The 16,194-nt window shown below is 39.8% G+C and carries 13 protein-coding genes; 6 read left to right on the top strand and 7 right to left on the bottom strand.

Features of this window, described 5'->3' with window-relative positions; all coding sequences use genetic code 11:
* Positions 1 to 285: 285 nt before the first annotated feature.
* Positions 286 to 1,467 (top strand): NADH-dependent flavin oxidoreductase, encoded by a 1,182-nt coding sequence (locus tag KC820_RS11230; RefSeq protein ID WP_212371086.1) that lies wholly within the window; start codon positions 286 to 288, stop codon positions 1,465 to 1,467.
* A 239-nt stretch (positions 1,468 to 1,706) separates the two neighbouring features.
* Positions 1,707 to 2,354: a GntR family transcriptional regulator gene (locus KC820_RS11225; RefSeq protein WP_144089198.1), complete on the top strand. Its 648-nt coding sequence runs from the start codon at positions 1,707 to 1,709 to the stop codon at positions 2,352 to 2,354.
* Positions 2,355 to 2,403: 49 nt separating this feature from the next.
* On the opposite strand, the gene brnQ (KC820_RS11220) is transcribed toward KC820_RS11225, so the two are convergent.
* Positions 2,404 to 3,762, bottom strand: a complete 1,359-nt coding sequence (gene brnQ / locus KC820_RS11220) for a branched-chain amino acid transport system II carrier protein (protein ID WP_377862697.1) — start codon at positions 3,760 to 3,762, stop codon at positions 2,404 to 2,406.
* Between the two features lie 358 nt (positions 3,763 to 4,120).
* Between brnQ (KC820_RS11220) and pdxS the strand changes: the two genes are divergently transcribed.
* Entirely contained in the window at positions 4,121 to 4,975 is an 855-nt protein-coding gene (gene pdxS, locus KC820_RS11215) for a pyridoxal 5'-phosphate synthase lyase subunit PdxS (protein ID WP_212371082.1), read from the top strand.
* A 348-nt stretch (positions 4,976 to 5,323) separates the two neighbouring features.
* Positions 5,324 to 5,749, top strand: coding sequence for a hypothetical protein (locus tag KC820_RS11210; protein ID WP_212371080.1), 426 nt, complete (start codon positions 5,324 to 5,326; stop codon positions 5,747 to 5,749).
* Positions 5,750 to 5,896: 147 nt separating this feature from the next.
* Here the strand turns inward: KC820_RS11210 and KC820_RS11205 are convergent, their stop codons facing one another.
* Positions 5,897 to 6,856: a tRNA dihydrouridine synthase gene (locus KC820_RS11205; protein ID WP_144089194.1), complete on the bottom strand. Its 960-nt coding sequence runs from the start codon at positions 6,854 to 6,856 to the stop codon at positions 5,897 to 5,899.
* A gap of 304 nt (positions 6,857 to 7,160) precedes the next feature.
* Here KC820_RS11205 and KC820_RS11200 point away from each other — a divergent pair, with 304 nt between their 5' ends.
* Positions 7,161 to 8,144 (top strand): M28 family peptidase, encoded by a 984-nt coding sequence (locus tag KC820_RS11200; protein WP_236782651.1) that lies wholly within the window; start codon positions 7,161 to 7,163, stop codon positions 8,142 to 8,144.
* 464 nt (positions 8,145 to 8,608) lie between these two features.
* Here the strand turns inward: KC820_RS11200 and ahpF are convergent, their stop codons facing one another.
* From ahpF to KC820_RS11180, 4 genes are all read right to left on the bottom strand, one after another.
* Positions 8,609 to 10,180, bottom strand: coding sequence for an alkyl hydroperoxide reductase subunit F (gene ahpF, locus KC820_RS11195; RefSeq protein WP_212371078.1), 1,572 nt, complete (start codon positions 10,178 to 10,180; stop codon positions 8,609 to 8,611).
* 14 nt (positions 10,181 to 10,194) lie between these two features.
* Positions 10,195 to 10,764 (bottom strand): alkyl hydroperoxide reductase subunit C, encoded by a 570-nt coding sequence (ahpC, locus tag KC820_RS11190; protein ID WP_144163655.1) that lies wholly within the window; start codon positions 10,762 to 10,764, stop codon positions 10,195 to 10,197.
* Positions 10,765 to 11,082: 318 nt separating this feature from the next.
* Entirely contained in the window at positions 11,083 to 11,730 is a 648-nt protein-coding gene (locus KC820_RS11185) for a YczE/YyaS/YitT family protein (RefSeq protein WP_236782650.1), read from the bottom strand.
* A gap of 166 nt (positions 11,731 to 11,896) precedes the next feature.
* Positions 11,897 to 13,396 (bottom strand): fatty acyl-CoA synthetase, encoded by a 1,500-nt coding sequence (locus KC820_RS11180; protein ID WP_212371076.1) that lies wholly within the window; start codon positions 13,394 to 13,396, stop codon positions 11,897 to 11,899.
* Between the two features lie 173 nt (positions 13,397 to 13,569).
* Between KC820_RS11180 and KC820_RS11175 the strand changes: the two genes are divergently transcribed.
* Complete coding sequence (locus tag KC820_RS11175; protein WP_212371074.1) at positions 13,570 to 14,421, top strand: MBL fold metallo-hydrolase; 852 nt, start codon at positions 13,570 to 13,572, stop codon at positions 14,419 to 14,421.
* A 360-nt stretch (positions 14,422 to 14,781) separates the two neighbouring features.
* On the opposite strand, the gene brnQ (KC820_RS11170) is transcribed toward KC820_RS11175, so the two are convergent.
* Positions 14,782 to 16,152 carry a branched-chain amino acid transport system II carrier protein gene (gene brnQ, locus KC820_RS11170; protein ID WP_212371072.1) on the bottom strand — a complete coding sequence of 457 codons (1,371 nt, stop codon included), beginning with the start codon at positions 16,150 to 16,152 and terminating at the stop codon, positions 14,782 to 14,784.
* Between the last annotated feature and the right edge of the window lie 42 nt (positions 16,153 to 16,194).

The following is a 16,194-nucleotide window of genomic DNA, read 5'->3' as shown; positions in this document are numbered from 1 at the left end:
TTCTGTTTTTAAAAATGCAATTCAAAACATTGGAGAAGTCTTTGTATTTTTAAAAAGAGCAATTATGAAATTGATTCCCTTAATAAATAATTTATCTTTTCATTTTTTATTACTTATTAAATGTAAAAAGCAATAAAAAATATAAATTTCACTTTCTACACTAATCGACAGATTTCGGTCAACTAAGGGCTCAAAATATGTTAATAATCTAACTCATTTAATTTTCATTAACAGATGGTATACTTAAATTACCAAAATCAACACGAAAGGTATGAGTCCATACATATGAAAACATCCGAACAATTCCAACGTTTATTCAAATCTATTACTCTACCGAATGGTGTTCCATTAGATAATCGCTTTGTTTTATCCCCAATGGTTACGAACTCTTCGACTAGTGAAGGCTATGTGACCGAAGAGGATTTAGCTTATGCAGAGCGTCGTGCAGGGTCTGCGCCACTGCAGATCACCGGTGCAGCCTATATTGAACCGTATGGTCAGTTATTCGAGTACGGATTTAGTATCGATGATGACCGTAGCATCGAAGGCTTGAAAAAACTTGCTCAAGCGATGAAAAAAGACGGTGCGAAAGCAATCATTCAGCTGACACACGCTGGGCGATTTTCAAAAATTTCATTGAAGGATTTCGGCGTTGTTTACGGACCAAGTAAAATGGAATTGAAAACCCCTGTCGAACATACGGTGTTACCGATGTCCAAGCGTAAAATCAAGCACGTGATCACGCAATATGCTGACGCCACCCGGCGGGCGATTGCCGCAGGTTTCGATGGCGTGGAAATTTCCAGTGCCCAGCGACTATTAATCCAGACGTTTTTTTCTACGTTTTCGAATGAACGTGACGATGAATACGGACCACAGAATCTTGAAAACCGTTCCCGCTTCGGGGTCGAAGTGATGGAAGCGGTCCAGAAAGTCATTGACGAAGAAGCGCCATCCGATTTTATCCTCGGATTCAGAGGGACGCCCGAAGAAACGCGAGGCAATGACATCGGCTATAGCGCCGAAGAGTTTATCGACTTTATGAACCGAATTATGGAAGTCTCCACAATCCATTATTTAGCGACTGCCAGCTGGGGGAAAAGCATTTACAAACAAACCCTCCGTCAAGGAAAATTCAAAGGTGAATACATGAATCGCGTTGTCTATGATCACCTATCTGAACGGGTTCCAGTTATGGCAACGGGCGGCATTAATTCGCCCGAAAAAGCTATGGAAGCAATGCAATTTGCGGATATGGTCGGCATGTCCACTCCATTTGTGACGGAGCCTGAATTCGTGTCTAAACTTCAAGAAGGCCGCGAGGATGAAATTGACTTAGGGTTCACCGCAGAAGAAGTTCCTGATTTAGCCATCCCCGAAAGAGCGTTTAAAGATATCGTGGAATTAATGGATATTGGTGGGTCGCTTTCTGAAGAGGCGAGAGAAGAACTAAGGAAATTATATTAATTGCTAGTTAAAGCTGGCTCACTTCCCTCGTAAAACGTATAAATTTTGACTAAAAAAAGTGATCAGTCACCGTCCGTCAAAATTGACTTTTAGAGACGAGCCGAGGAAATACATTTTAAGCTCGTCTCTATCATTTTATATCTCACTATAAAATCACTGATATATCGCATATTCCATTAGATAGATTTTTCCTGTATACTATAAATATACTAAAAAAGTATCTAGAGAGGAGAAGTAGGATGCCAGTACCTGCAAATCACTCCAAACCTGTTCGCCAATCCGCTAAAGAAAGCGCATTCAACCAAATTCAACAGTGGATTATCGATGGAACATTGCTCCCTGGCGAAAAACTAAATGATTCCGAACTAGCCAAATCGCTAGGTGTCAGCAGAACTCCGGTTCGTGAATCTTTGCAACTTTTGGAAGCACACGGTTTTGTCAAAATGTTTCCGGCTAAAGCAACACAAGTCACCAAAATTGAACGGGAAGCGATTAATGACCTTCTCCCCCCTTTGGCGGCATTACAGTCTTTATCCGCCGAATTGGCGACAGATCAATTGACGGAAGATCACATTTTTCAACTCGAACAAATCAACGATCGGTTCGCTCAAGCCATCCATTCGAATAATGACTATGCTGCACTGAAGGTCGATGAAGAATTTCACCAATTGATTGTTGACATAACGAATAACAATTATATCCAAACCGTATTAAAATCCTTACAAGCACATGTACGACGCCACTTTTTCTATAATTCGATTGAGTTAACAGAAAAGTCCATTGAAGAGCATCGTTTGATTATTGAGGCGATGAAAAACGGAAATAAAGACGAAGCTGCAACAGTTATGAAAGAGAATTGGCTACGAACATTAAAAGAATTTAAATAATATAGCATCAAAAAACCGGCTCCTAGAGGAACCGGTTTTTTTAAGTGTTTTATGAAGCTTGAGCCTCAACTGTCGTTTCTTTTCTGAAGCGAGTAATGACTCCGGTGACTACAATAGTAACAATTGCAGGCAACAGCCATCCAAGACCTTGACCGTATAGAGGAAGGGCTTGTTCATAAAAGTTTATAATTGGCTGCATCCAACTGAAATTTTCGATTCCTAATGATTTAGTTAGCGACTGAAGCCCATCAAAAATACTAATCAAAAACGTTACAGCAATCGTAGCTTGATAGACGATGCGATCATGATTGAACAAAGGAGACAAAAATGTCAAAATCATCAAGACAATCGCCAATGGGTACAAGAACATCAAGACCGGAATAGAATACGTAATGATATTCGTCAATCCGAAGTTGGCAATGACAAACGTAATCGTTGCAAAGAAAACAACCAATGTTTTATAACTGAATTTCGGAAATAGTGTATTGAAATACTGTGCGTTTGCTACGGTCAGGCCAATGGCTGTCGTTAAACAAGCCAAGGTAATCGCGACCGCTAACAGGACAGAGCCAAATGTACCAAAGTAATGAGAGGCTGCTCCGCTCAAGACAGGTCCACCATTATCAAAAAACGGCAGGACTTGGGTACTAGTAGCACCAAGGTAAGCAATTCCCACATAGATCGATCCTAATAGCAAGACCGCAATACTTCCCGCTTTAATCGTTGTTTTAAGAATGTCTGTTTTCGATGTGACACCCATGGAACGAATAGCATTGATGACGATAATCCCGAACACTAATGACGCCAAGGCATCCATCGTATTATAACCTTCGAGGAATCCCGTTACGAAGGCTCCGCTTGAATAAGAATCTTGCGGTGCTTGAATCTCACCCATCGGACTAACAAAAGCGGTGACCAATAGGATCGCGATTAATGCAACCAATCCAGGTGCCAGCATTTTACCAACTGTATCAACCAATTTACCAGGTTTTAATGAAAAAAATAGAACAATTGCAAAGAATATTAACGTAAAAATAAATAACCATAATTGTTGAGACGATTCACTGACGAAAGATGAAAAACCAACTTCAAATGCGACAGTTCCTGTACGAGGAGATGCAAAGAACGGTCCAATCGTCAAATAAAGTAAAGATGTAAAGAACACGGCATAAACCGGGTGTACTCGTGTTGCAAGTTCCTGCAAGTTACGGCTCCCTGAAAAACTCATGGCGATGATTCCAAGAAGAGGTAAACCTACTCCGGTAATTAAGAACCCAATTGCTGCTGGCCAAAGATTCGTTCCTGCGTTTTGACCTAAGCTTGCTGGAAAAATCAGATTTCCAGCACCAAAAAATAGTGCGAATAACATAACTCCAACTGCTGCGTAAGATGAAAAAGACAATTTCACGATAAGTTTCCTCCTAAGATGATTAGTTTTAGTAATATGCAATATATCGGTTAAAAACATAATACTACTTCTTTATGCGAAATGCAATATATTACTAGAATTTTTAGAGAATTTCATTTATTAAAAAATAATGAAGTAGGATTGGTCGTCGTCATTTGCTTTTATATCTGCTTTCTTTGATATGTGATACGCCGTTAATAACAGCCGTTAAAGCTATAAATCCTTGCCCAACAATCATTGGACATAAATAGTGAGATACGATGGTAGCAACCAGTCCTGTTAAAAGCTAGTTTCAAGTGATATAATATCGTTTTGAGAGACAGTCTTAAATAGACGGATTACAGGGGGATGAGGACAAATGGCGAAATTCGAAACAGAAATACCTAAAGGCGGCGTTATCATGGACGTCGTGAATGCTGAACAAGCAAAAATTGCAGAAGCCTCAGGGGCAGTCGCGGTTATGGCACTAGAACGTGTACCTTCAGATATCAGAGCAGCGGGCGGTGTTGCACGTATGGCTGACCCGACAATCACTGAAGAAGTGATGAATGCTGTATCCATTCCTGTCATGGCGAAAGGCAGAATCGGCCATATTGTAGAAGCGCGTGTTCTTGAAGCAATCGGTGTCGATTATATAGATGAAAGTGAAGTTCTCACACCAGCAGATGATGTATTTCATTTAAAAAAATCAGATTACACAGTACCATTCGTATGCGGGTGCCGTAACCTCGGGGAAGCAGCACGCCGAATCGGAGAAGGGGCTTCCATGCTTCGGACAAAAGGAGAGCCCGGGACAGGCAATATTGTAGAAGCAGTCCGCCATCTTAGACAAGTGCAAGGAGAAATTAGACAGCTTGCCTCGATGTCCGAAGATGAAGTGATGACATTTGCGAGAAATATCCAGGCACCCTATGAGCTGCTTTTGACAATTCAAAAAGAAGGTCGTCTGCCTGTCAATAACTTTGCAGCAGGTGGTGTTGCAACACCTTCTGATGCCGCGTTAATGATGGAGCTTGGTGCTGACGGAGTATTTGTCGGCTCAGGTATTTTCAAATCCGATAATCCACAAAAGTTTGCAGAAGCAATTGTACAAGCAACAGCTAATTATAAGGATTATAAGTTAATTGCTGAACTTTCAAAAGACCTAGGTACTGCGATGAAAGGCATCGGTACCTTGAGCGAAGACGAACGAATGCAAGACCGAAGTGAATAAACAATCTAGTATGTAAGAAGCCAGTTACCGATACTTCGGTAACTGGCTTTTTTCATATTTTGAATATGTGTATATAAAAGGCCAATCGTCTTAATATTGATCGATCAACTCACGGACCTCATCGATTGTTTCAGTCGTCATCAGTCGTTTCCTTAGCTCGCCGGCTCCTAAATACAATTAGTTAAACAAGTTTACTTAATAATATTTTCCTATTATAATTACATTGAATATTCATAATAATGTAATAGAATGGGTTTTTTCTTATAATAAGTTTAGTACACTGGGGATTACAATGGAATTTATGGCACACAATTTGATAAAATTCGTTATTATTAAGGAGCTATACAGATGAGTAATGACATTTTTGAGGTTTGGCAACCCATACCGATATCATACGAACCACCCCTAAACCTTATACAGATTACACACTACCCGAATGTTGAAATGATTATAGATACAAATGACAACCATCAATTCAAGCTCTCCTATTCTTTCCATGAAGTGCTTGCAATTAGAGTGACACCTGAAGCAAGTCGCGTTGATCTCAGTATACCCACACAGAATGCGATACAAAAGTATTTAGGTGGTTCAGAAAAAGGACCTTTGACCAATTTTCTTTTTTTCAAATCCAACAAATCAAGTTTTATCGATTGGTATGATACGCTGCCAACACTTGGGAGTACCGATATACATTTAGAGCATCATATCTATTTAATGGATCAGATTATCGAAATAATAAGCGAAAATGAACCTACTGTAATACAAAATAGGTAGATATAGCTTAAGGAAGCATTAACTATTGCTTCGGTAAATAGCCCCCTCTCCATTGTTAGACTTACCTAAAAAATATCTCGCGCCAAAACCGTATCTGAATAAAAAAACATCTCTTCTCTTGCAAACCAAAGAGAGGAGATGTTTTAGTTAATCCATATATTCGTTGATCAACTCACGAACCTCATCGGTCGTTTCCGTCATCATCAATCGATTTCGTAATTCACCTGCTCCGCGGAAACCTTTAACGTAAATTTTAAAGAATCTTCGCAATGTCTTGAACGGACGTGTTTCCATCTGCTCAGCATATTGATCAAATAAATCGAGATGTAATCTCAATAAATCCAACGATTCCTTGTGTGTATGCTCTTTCTTCTCTTTCTCGAATGCGAACGGATTTTTAAAAATCCCTCGACCGATCATGACACCATCCACACCATATTGTTCAACGAGTTCCAACCCTTTCTGACGGTCAGGAATATCACCGTTAATCGTCAACAATGTATCCGGTGCAATTTCATCTCGAAGCTTTTTAATTTCTGGAATTAATTCCCAGTGCGCATCGACATCGCTCATCTCTTTTTTTGTACGGAGATGAATCGATAAATTGACGATATCTTGCTTCAAAATGTGCGTTAGCCAGTCTCGCCATTCATCAACGCGCGTGTAACCGAGTCTTGTTTTCACACTGACCGGGAGTCCACCCGCTTTAGCCGCTTCAATAATCTCGGCCGCTACATCCGGACGACGAATCAGCCCACAACCTTTACCGTTTCCTGCGACATTTTGAACAGGGCATCCCATATTAATGTCGATTCCACGAAAGCCTTCCTTCGCCATACCAATACTCATTTCTCGGAAATACGCTGGCTTGTCACCCCAAATATGAGCGACGATCGGTTGCTCGTCCTCCGTATATGTCAGACGGCCACGCACACTTTGTCTTCCTTTTGGGTGGCAATAGCTCTCTGTATTCGTAAACTCTGTAAAAAACACATCCGGTCTTGCCGCTTCACTGACGACATGTCGAAAAACAACATCTGTTACATCTTCCATCGGTGCTAATATAAAAAATGGTCGTGGTAAATCACGCCAGAAATTTTCTTTCATATTGAATCTCCTCATTCTTTCGTTTTTCGCTAGTTCGCTATTTAAGATTCATTTATACCATGCTTCATTTTAATCATTAAATCCAAGAATATCAACAAAAATTGATGATGCATTTTATTATTTCTGTTTCTTTCATTTCATAAGCTAACCATTTACCTACGACTTTCATCTTCTTTTTCTTCCTACTTAAGTAGCAAATGCATTGAGGTCTTTATTACTTTCTTATCATTTTCTGATTGTTAACAGGATTCTTTTCTTTAAGACAGAATACATACAATCAACCACATGAAAGGAAGTGATTGGATTGAAACAATTTAGGCTTTTGAGTATGGTTCTTGTTTTACTCATGGTTTGGACAACACCTGGCCTAGCAGCTAATCATAATGGAAAAGGAGGTTCTGCCCACGCATTTGACAATAAAATCATCAAGAAGATTGATGAAGACCGAATCTATGAACACGTGTCACATCTTTCAGAAGAAATTGGTCCACGTGGTGCAGGTACAGAAGCTGAGCTTGAAACTGTTGATTACCTGGTAGAACAATTCGAAAGTTATGGTTACGAAGAAGTCAATGTACAAGAATTTACGTTCTCATCAGGAGGAAAAGAAGTCACTTCTTATAATGTTGAAGCGGTTAAAGAGCCGAAGAAAAACCACGACTCTGGCCAACAAATTATTATTGGTTCACACCACGATTCAGTTCCTTGGAGCCCAGGTGCAAATGATGATGCATCAGGTACTGGTGTCTTACTTGAATTAGCGCGTGTATTCTCAAAAGCTCCAACAGATACAACCGTTAAGTTCGTCGCTTTTGGAGCTGAAGAATACGGTCTATGGGGTTCCAGAAGATATGCTGAAGCAATGTCAGAAGCCGAGGCCGAACAAACAGTAGCGATGTTTCAGTTAGACATGGTTGGTAGCGCGGATGCAGGAGATTTAGTTATGTTTACAGCTGATGGCGAACAAAATACAGTCACAGATCTGGGAGCTGCAGCTGGATCTCGAGTTAGCGAACTCGTTCCATACAGTGAACTTGGACGAAGCGATCATGTTCCATTTCATAATTTAGGCATTCCTGCGGCACTATTTATTCATACACCGCTTGAACCTTGGTATCATACAGAAGAGGATTTAATTGATTATATCAGCAAAGAAAAAATGTTCGATGTAGCAAAAATAGTCGGATCAGCCGTTTATCAAGTTGCAAGAAAAGATACACCTGCTCTTGAGCGTTCCGCAGTCGCACCTGTTCCTGTAGATTACTATTACGAAGAGCCGAATTTATAAAAGTTAAGATATTAAAGCCCGAGCGATTTAAGTATATAATAAATCGTTCGGGTTTTATATTTGATTGGCATCAAGAAATTCGTTTCCACCGACAGGTCATAAGGCGACATTTACCATAAATCGCAGTGCCCTTCATATCGCAGATTCTGTGGCTGTTTTTTTATTATAGAAGTTATATTGCATTGAGCCCGATAATTAATAGGCTAACTCTTTCGTGGGAGACCTAACTTCAGCAGTCAGAAGGCAAGCTTCAACAGTAAGCAGGCAATCTTCAGCAGTCAGAAGCCGCTCCCGCTTGATATCTGTTTATATCATTATCTTGCATCAACATTTTTATATCTCAGCTTCATTTATTTCACTAAGGTATTGGTTTTTTTCTCCTCACTCACTCATCCATAAAGAAATCCTCATAAAAGTAGATGCCATACGCTCTACTCTTATGAGGATCTAATGGTTGCTTCATTTTATTTTGTGCTTACAGGTTCACCTTGTTCTTCTTTTGTTTCCACAGGGTTTCTAATGAGGTGATCAAAAGCGCCTAATGCTGCGGTCGCTCCTGTGCCCATTGAAACGATAATCTGATTGTAGAATACATCTGTACAATCACCTGCTGCAAAAAGACCTGGAACATTCGTAGAACCTTGTTTGTCAACGATAATCTCACCAATACGGTTTTTCTCGACTTTATCGCCAAGCCAACCTGTATTTGGAACAAGACCGATTTGAACAAACACACCTGCTAAGTCAATTTGCTTTTCTTCCTTCGTTTCCAGATCAATATATTTCAATCCTTCAACTTGATCAGATCCTGTGATTTCTGTAGATTGAGCATTTGTAATCACAGTCACATTTGGAAGTTTAGCTAGGTTGTTTTGTAGAACTTCGTCTGCTTTCAATTCTGAAGAATATTCAAGAACAGTCACGTGGTTTACAATGCCTGCAAGGTCAATTGCTGCTTCAACGCCGGAGTTACCCCCGCCGACAACAGCAACGTCTTTCCCTTCAAACAATGGACCATCACAGTGTGCACAGTAAGCAACACCTTTGTTCGAGAATTCTGCTTCGCCCGGAATACCAAGCTTACGCCAGCTCGCTCCTGTTGAAGCGATCACTGTACGGCTTTTCAGAACCGCACCGTTTTCAAGCTCGATTTCAAACATGTCTTTTTTCTCGATACCACTTACACGTTGTAAGTTAATGATATCAATTGGGTAATCTTTCACATGTTCTTCAAGGCTTGCAACGAGCTTTGGTCCTTCCGTTTTTGTGACACTGATGAAGTTTTCAATGCTCATCGTGTCTAACACTTGACCACCTAAGCGCTCCGTAACAATACCTGTACGGATTCCTTTACGTGCTGCATAAATAGCGGCACTTGCACCAGCTGGTCCACCACCGACAACAAGTACGTCGAATGGATCTTTCGCTGATAGCTCAGATGCATCTGGTCCACTACCAAGTTTAGCTAAAATTTCTTCTGCAGACATACGTCCGCTACCGAATTCTTCACCGTTTAACATAACTGTCGGTACAGCCATGATGTTTTTCGCTTCAACTTCTTCTTTGTTCGTCGCTCCGTCAATCATCGTATGGGAAATACCTGGATTGAGAACGCTCATCATGTTTAATGCTTGTACGACATCTGGGCAGTTATGACAGCTAAGGCTTACATACGTTTCAAAGTGGTACTCGCCTTCCACTTCTTTTACTTGGTCAATAACACTTTGATCGACTTTAGGTGCTCTTCCACTAACTTGCAGTAAAGCCAATACAAGTGATGTAAACTCTTCACCGAGTGGAATGCCAGCAAATGCAATCCCAGTGTCTTCACCAACACGATTTACGCTAAAGCTTGGTGTTCTTTCTAAGCTTGTCTTTTCAACCGTAATTTTCGATGACATGGAAGCTATTTCATTCACAAACTCTTCCATTTTAGTTGACACGTCATCTGTGTCCACACTGAGTTTTAAAACAATATCACTTTCGAGCAGCTGAAGGTATTGTTCTAATTGTGCTTTAATATTTGCTTCAAGCATGCTTATCGCACTCCTTAAATTTTACCAACTAAGTCTAGACTTGGTGTTAATGTTTCAGATCCTTCTTCCCATTTAGCTGGGCAAACTTCGCCTGGATTCTTACGCACATATTGTGCTGCTTTTACTTTATCAACGATGACACTTGCGTCACGGCCAATTCCATCTGCGTTAATTTCAACTGTCTGAATAACACCGTCTGGATCAATGACAAAAGTACCGCGATCTGCAAGACCGGACTCTTCGTTTAATACGTCAAAATTACGAGAAACAATTCCTGATGGATCACCAATCATTGGATATTTGATTTTACCAATTTTTTCAGAGTTATCGTGCCAGCCTTTGTGTACGAAATGTGTATCAGTTGATACAGAATAAACTTCTACACCCAGCTCTTTCAATGTGTCATACTGATCTTGAAGGTCTTCAAGTTCTGTAGGACAAACGAATGAAAAGTCTGCAGGGTAAAAACAAACAACACTCCACTGACCTTTAAAGTTCTCTTCTGTAACGTCAATAAATTCATCGTTTACAGGATGATAAGCTTTCGCCTGAAATGGTTGTACTTCTTTTCCGATTAATGACATAGTAATTATTCCTCCTAATAGATATTTATTAATAATAATTACAATCAAATATATATTATAATAAACGACTGGAACTGTCAACAAGTACGGTCGTTCTGCAGAAATGTTTAAAGTTTGGACACATTTAACGAGGGTTTTCATTATTAACCCATTTACGTAATTAAGAATTCGCTGATAAAACGAGCTTAACTAAGCGGTATAATACTAGTCATATACATTAGCATTCCACGATAAAGCATTCATAAACACTAAAAATGAACTTGTAATTGAAATGTAAGCTATTTCTCGATTATTGTCATATAACTAGGCTTTTTTTACTCATACTGCTTCAGATTTATTTTTCGCTGTATTGTGTCGACGTTCAATAAAAGATAATACTGTTTTAAACCTTGTGAATGAATAAGCAAATACTGGGCTCTGAACGAATGTAAAAATAAGTGTGAACCAAAACACAGGCCCTCCGAGAATCAATCCTAGAAGGAGGATAAAACTTTCAACAATGATTCGCACTCTTCCGATTGGCGCATTCGTTTTGTCTGCAATCGACAACATAAAACCATCTCTCGGACCTGATCCGACTTGCGCTGAATTATATAATCCACCACCAATGCCCATGATAATCATTCCACCGATCATCACAAGTGAATCTGTCCATGTGAAGCTTGCATTTGGCAAAAAATCAATCCATAAAAATAAGTCGACAAAAGCACCGACAAGCACACCGTTTAAAAATGTACCTAATTTAATATAACTTTTATCCAAGAACCAAGAGACGATGATTAAGATTAATGAAATAATAATCGCCCATGAGCCAATGGATAACCCTAATTTTTCAAATAACGCTACAGCAAGGACGTCCCATGGATGAATCCCCAGATGTTGCATGCTAAGCGCAATCGTAATTCCGTAGCTAAATGTCAATAATCCGATAAAATAAAAAAGCCACCGCGTGACGAACATAAACATCTTGCTTCTTCCTTTCTTTCTCTCCTATATATATCTTAATACGAAACAAACAGATAAGAAAGTTTACGGATTATGGATGAAAAACTCGAACTGTAGAAATACATAAATGTTATGGAAAGCATCAAAAAAACCCCTCGAAGTAATTTATTCGAGAGGTTAGTGTTTGTTATTTTGTTATGGCGTCCCGGAGTTGTCTTTTTAAAATTTTTCCACTGGCATTGCGTGGTAATTCATCGACGAGCTCAACTTGTTTCGGTACTTTGAAACTTGCGAGGTTCTCCTTCACATGTTGAATGATTTCGTCTTCAGTGACATCATCTTTTTTAACGACAAATGCGGTTAACGCTTCAATCCATCTTTCATCAGGAACACCGACGACAGCGACTTCATCTACTTGAGGCAATTGGTAAATACAATCCTCAATCTCTCTTAAAGCGACGACGACACCACCCGTATTAATGACGTCTTTTACTCGGTCAATCACTTCGATATAACCTTCTTCATCCATTTTTACGAGATCACCTGAGTGGAACCACCCATCCTTAAAGGCTTCACTTGTTGCTTCTGGCTTGTTCCAATAGCCTAGACATAAATGCGGCGATCGGTAAACGATTTCGCCTGGCTCACCAACAGCAACATCATTCCCTTCCGAATCAACGACTCGTGTTTCAACGAACAGAAGCGGTCGTCCTGCTGAACTCGGACGATCGTTGTGCTCTTCTGGAAGCAAGACTGTACAGGCTGGACCCATCTCGGACTGACCGAACACGTTATAAAATCCTAATTCAGGAAGATGGTTTTGCAAACGTTCTAATACTGGACCAGGCATAATCGAAGCACCGTAATAGGCTTTTTTCAGTGTACTTAAATCATGATTTGTGAACTCAGGATGATTCGCTAAAGAAACCCATGCCGTTGGTGCCGCAAAAAATGAAGTGATCTCATCTTCTTCTATTGATTGTAAAACTTGATTAGGTACAGGAGCTTTCAACACTTTGTTCCAGCCCCCAACCATTAAGGCAGGAAGCATGAAAACATGCATTTGTGCAGAATGATACAATGGCATACTATTTAGCGCTCGGTCCGATTCTTTAATATTCAAACCTTGAATACAACTGACATAATGATGGACTAACGCCCGATGTGTCATGATGGCACCTTTTGGTTTGGAAGTCGTTCCTGAAGTGTAAAGTAACTGAGCAACATCTGTGTCTTCCACTCCAAAGTCGACCTCTAAAGGCTCATCATTTTTTGTTGTCCAGTCTAATACGTGATCTTCAAAATAGATTATTTTGTGATGGTGATTATTCTCATTCTTTTCGATCTCTGTTGCAAGATCACCATCGGCTACAACTAAGGTAGGATCTGAATCACTCAAAATATAGTCCAACTCCGCCCCTTTTAGTTGGAAATTTACCGGAACATGAATCGCGCCTAAACGAACCGCCGCAAGATAAAGCACTACGTATAAATCGGATTTTTTTCCATAAGCAGCAACACGGTCCCCTTTTTTCACTCCTTCTGCTTGCAACTCAAGAGCAGCGTGAGTAACTGCTTGAACTAATTGTTGATACGTCCACTTACGATTCTCATAAATGATTGCCGTGTTATTCGGAGTCCGTTTCGCTGTCCGTCTGATTGTGTCCGCAATTGTATTGGACCTCATTCTTATTTCCTCCTTTATAGCTAGTAGCTATATGTCATTTAAAATTCAAAAACTTTAGTATTATCAGAAATATCTGTTTTTATCATAGCTAAAAAATATCCACAATGCAATAGTTGGTCAATTAGAACCTTCTTCCTTTATAATAGAAGAAATATTTTTTAGGAGATTATATTATGCAGACCATACAACAGCTTTCTGACCGACTTTATTATCTTCCACCTTATGCAGAAACAGACCGACCAATTTTGGTAGCGGTTGTTGGAGATACACATACACTTCTCATTGATGCCGGAAATTCAGCGGAACATGCAAAATTGTTCAAAAAGCAACTCAGTTCCCATAATATCTCTGGTGACTTATTAGCAATTACCCATTGGCACTGGGATCACGTATTTGGTCTACAAGAAATGAATCTGCCCTCCGTTGCAAACAACCTGACATTCAGTGGTATGCAAAAGCTGCAAGGATATTCTTGGGATGATCAAGCGTTGGATCATCGTGTGGAACAGGGAATCGAAATTCCGTTTTGTGCAGAGGCAATCAAACTTGAATTAGACGATGATCGAAACATTTTTATTCCAAATCCGACGCTTACGTTTGATCATCAAATTAAACTAAATCTTGGTGGGGTTTCTTGTATAATCGAGCATGTTGGCGGTGACCACTCACCTGACTCAACTTTGATTTATGTACCTGAAGAGAGAATGTTATTCCTCGGAGATTGTCTCTATGCAAATATGTATGCTGAGAAGTGGCATTATACGACTGAAAACATAACGAAGCTACTAAACAGAATTGATGAGTTCGACGCTGAAACATTCTTTCTTTCTCATCATCCTACTCCACTTAATAAAAATGATTTTTCATCCTTTCAATCGTTGTTACGAATGTGTGCTAAGTTAGCGGAAAAGCATCAAGGAGAACCAAATTCTATGATCCGCGAAATGGTTTTGCTTTTGCAGCGTGATTTAAATGAAGAAGAACAAGAAATCTTGGAGTACTTCGTAAACGGTATTCGGATTTAAGTAAGTTTCTTCTTTTGAGCACGTCTATTCGACGATAGAGAGAAATTTTTGTGCGCTACCATCGATTAGAGAGCCTCTATTCAACGATGGAGAGCTATTTTCGCGCGCTACCGTCGATTTGAACACGTCTATTCGACGTTAGAGAGAAATTTTTGTGTGCTACCGTCGATTAGAGAGCCTCTATTCAACGATAGAGAGCTATTTTCAGGCATTACCCTCTATTAGACTGCTTCTATTCAACGGTAGAGAGCTATTTTTATTCGCTACCTTCGATTAGAAAGCTATTTTCAAACAAAAACGGCACCTAGCTAATCGTGGCAGGTGCCGTCTTTCTATTTATCCGATTCTTAATTTTTATTTTCAGCTATTGAATGTCGTTTGTCGTGAAGTAGATACTTTGCTCATTTGAACACGACTGATTACACCGGTTATAACGATGGAGATCAAAGCTGGCGCTAACCATCCGAGCCCTTGTTCATATAAAGGCAACCAAGTTTCAAAGAGATTTAAAACCGGTTTCATCCAATCGAAATAGTCAATTCCCAACGAATTGCAAAGCGATCTTAACCCATCAAAAAAACCGATGATAAAAGTAACAGCAATTGTCGTCATGTAAACAAGTTGCGCATGCTTAAATAACGGCGATAAAAACGTTAAAAGGATTAAAACAATCGCTAACGGATATAAAAACATTAAAATCGGTACGGAATAGGTAATTATATTTGTCAGTCCGAAGTTTGCAATCGCAAAAGTGATTGTTGCAAAGAAAACAACATACGTTTCATAGCGAATTCTCGGAAACAATGAATGGAAATATTGGGCGTTTGCTACAGTCAATCCAATCGCTGTTGTTAAACAGGCGAGGATAATCGCGACTGCGAGCAACACTGAACCAAATGTTCCATAGTAATGTGATGCCGCTCCACTTAAAACTGGTCCGCCATTATCAAAAATCGGAAGAACCTGTGTACTTGTTGCTCCTAGATATGCAATTCCTACATAAATCGTACCAAGAAGTAATACGGCTATGCTTCCGGCTTTAATCGTCGTCCGCAGGATATCTTTTTTTGACGTAACACCCAGCGCATAAATGGCATTGATTACGATAATTCCGAAAACTAAGGACGAAAGAGCGTCCATTGTATTGTAGCCTTCAAGGAATCCTGTGAGAAATGCTCCTTCTGAATAAGGTGTTTCTGGTGCTTGGAATTCACCCATTGGATTGACGAAAGCAGTTATTAATAAGATTGCAATTAACGCAACCAACCCAGGTGCCAACAACTTTCCGATGGTATCCACTAACTTTCCTGGTTTTAAAGAAAAGAACAAAACGATTAAAAAGAATAACAAGGTAAAAATAAATAATGCTAGTTGCTGAGACGACTCGCTCACAAAAGAAGATATACCAATCTCATATGCCACTGTACCCGTACGAGGCGAGGCGAAGAATGGGCCGATCGTTAAGTATAGTAACGATGTAAAAAACACTCCATATAACGGATGCACCCGTGTCGCTAGCTCTTGTAAATTTCGGCTTCCTGAGAAGCTCATCGCAATGATTCCTAGAAGTGGCAAGCCAACACCCGTAATCAAAAAGCCTGTTGCGGCTGGCCAAAGATTTTCCCCAGCATTTTGCCCTAAACTTGCCGGAAAAATCAGATTTCCAGCGCCAAAAAATAACGCAAATAACATAACTCCTACTGCTGCATAGGAAGAAAATGATAATTTCACAATCGAGTTCCCCCATCGATGATTGATTTCTGTGAGTTTTCT

It is taken from the genome of Allobacillus saliphilus (assembly GCF_018138385.1).
GTDB lineage: Bacteria > Bacillota > Bacilli > Bacillales > Alkalibacillaceae > Allobacillus > Allobacillus saliphilus.
Note: the sequence above shows the minus strand (reverse complement) of the source record. Positions and strands in the feature narration are given on the sequence as shown.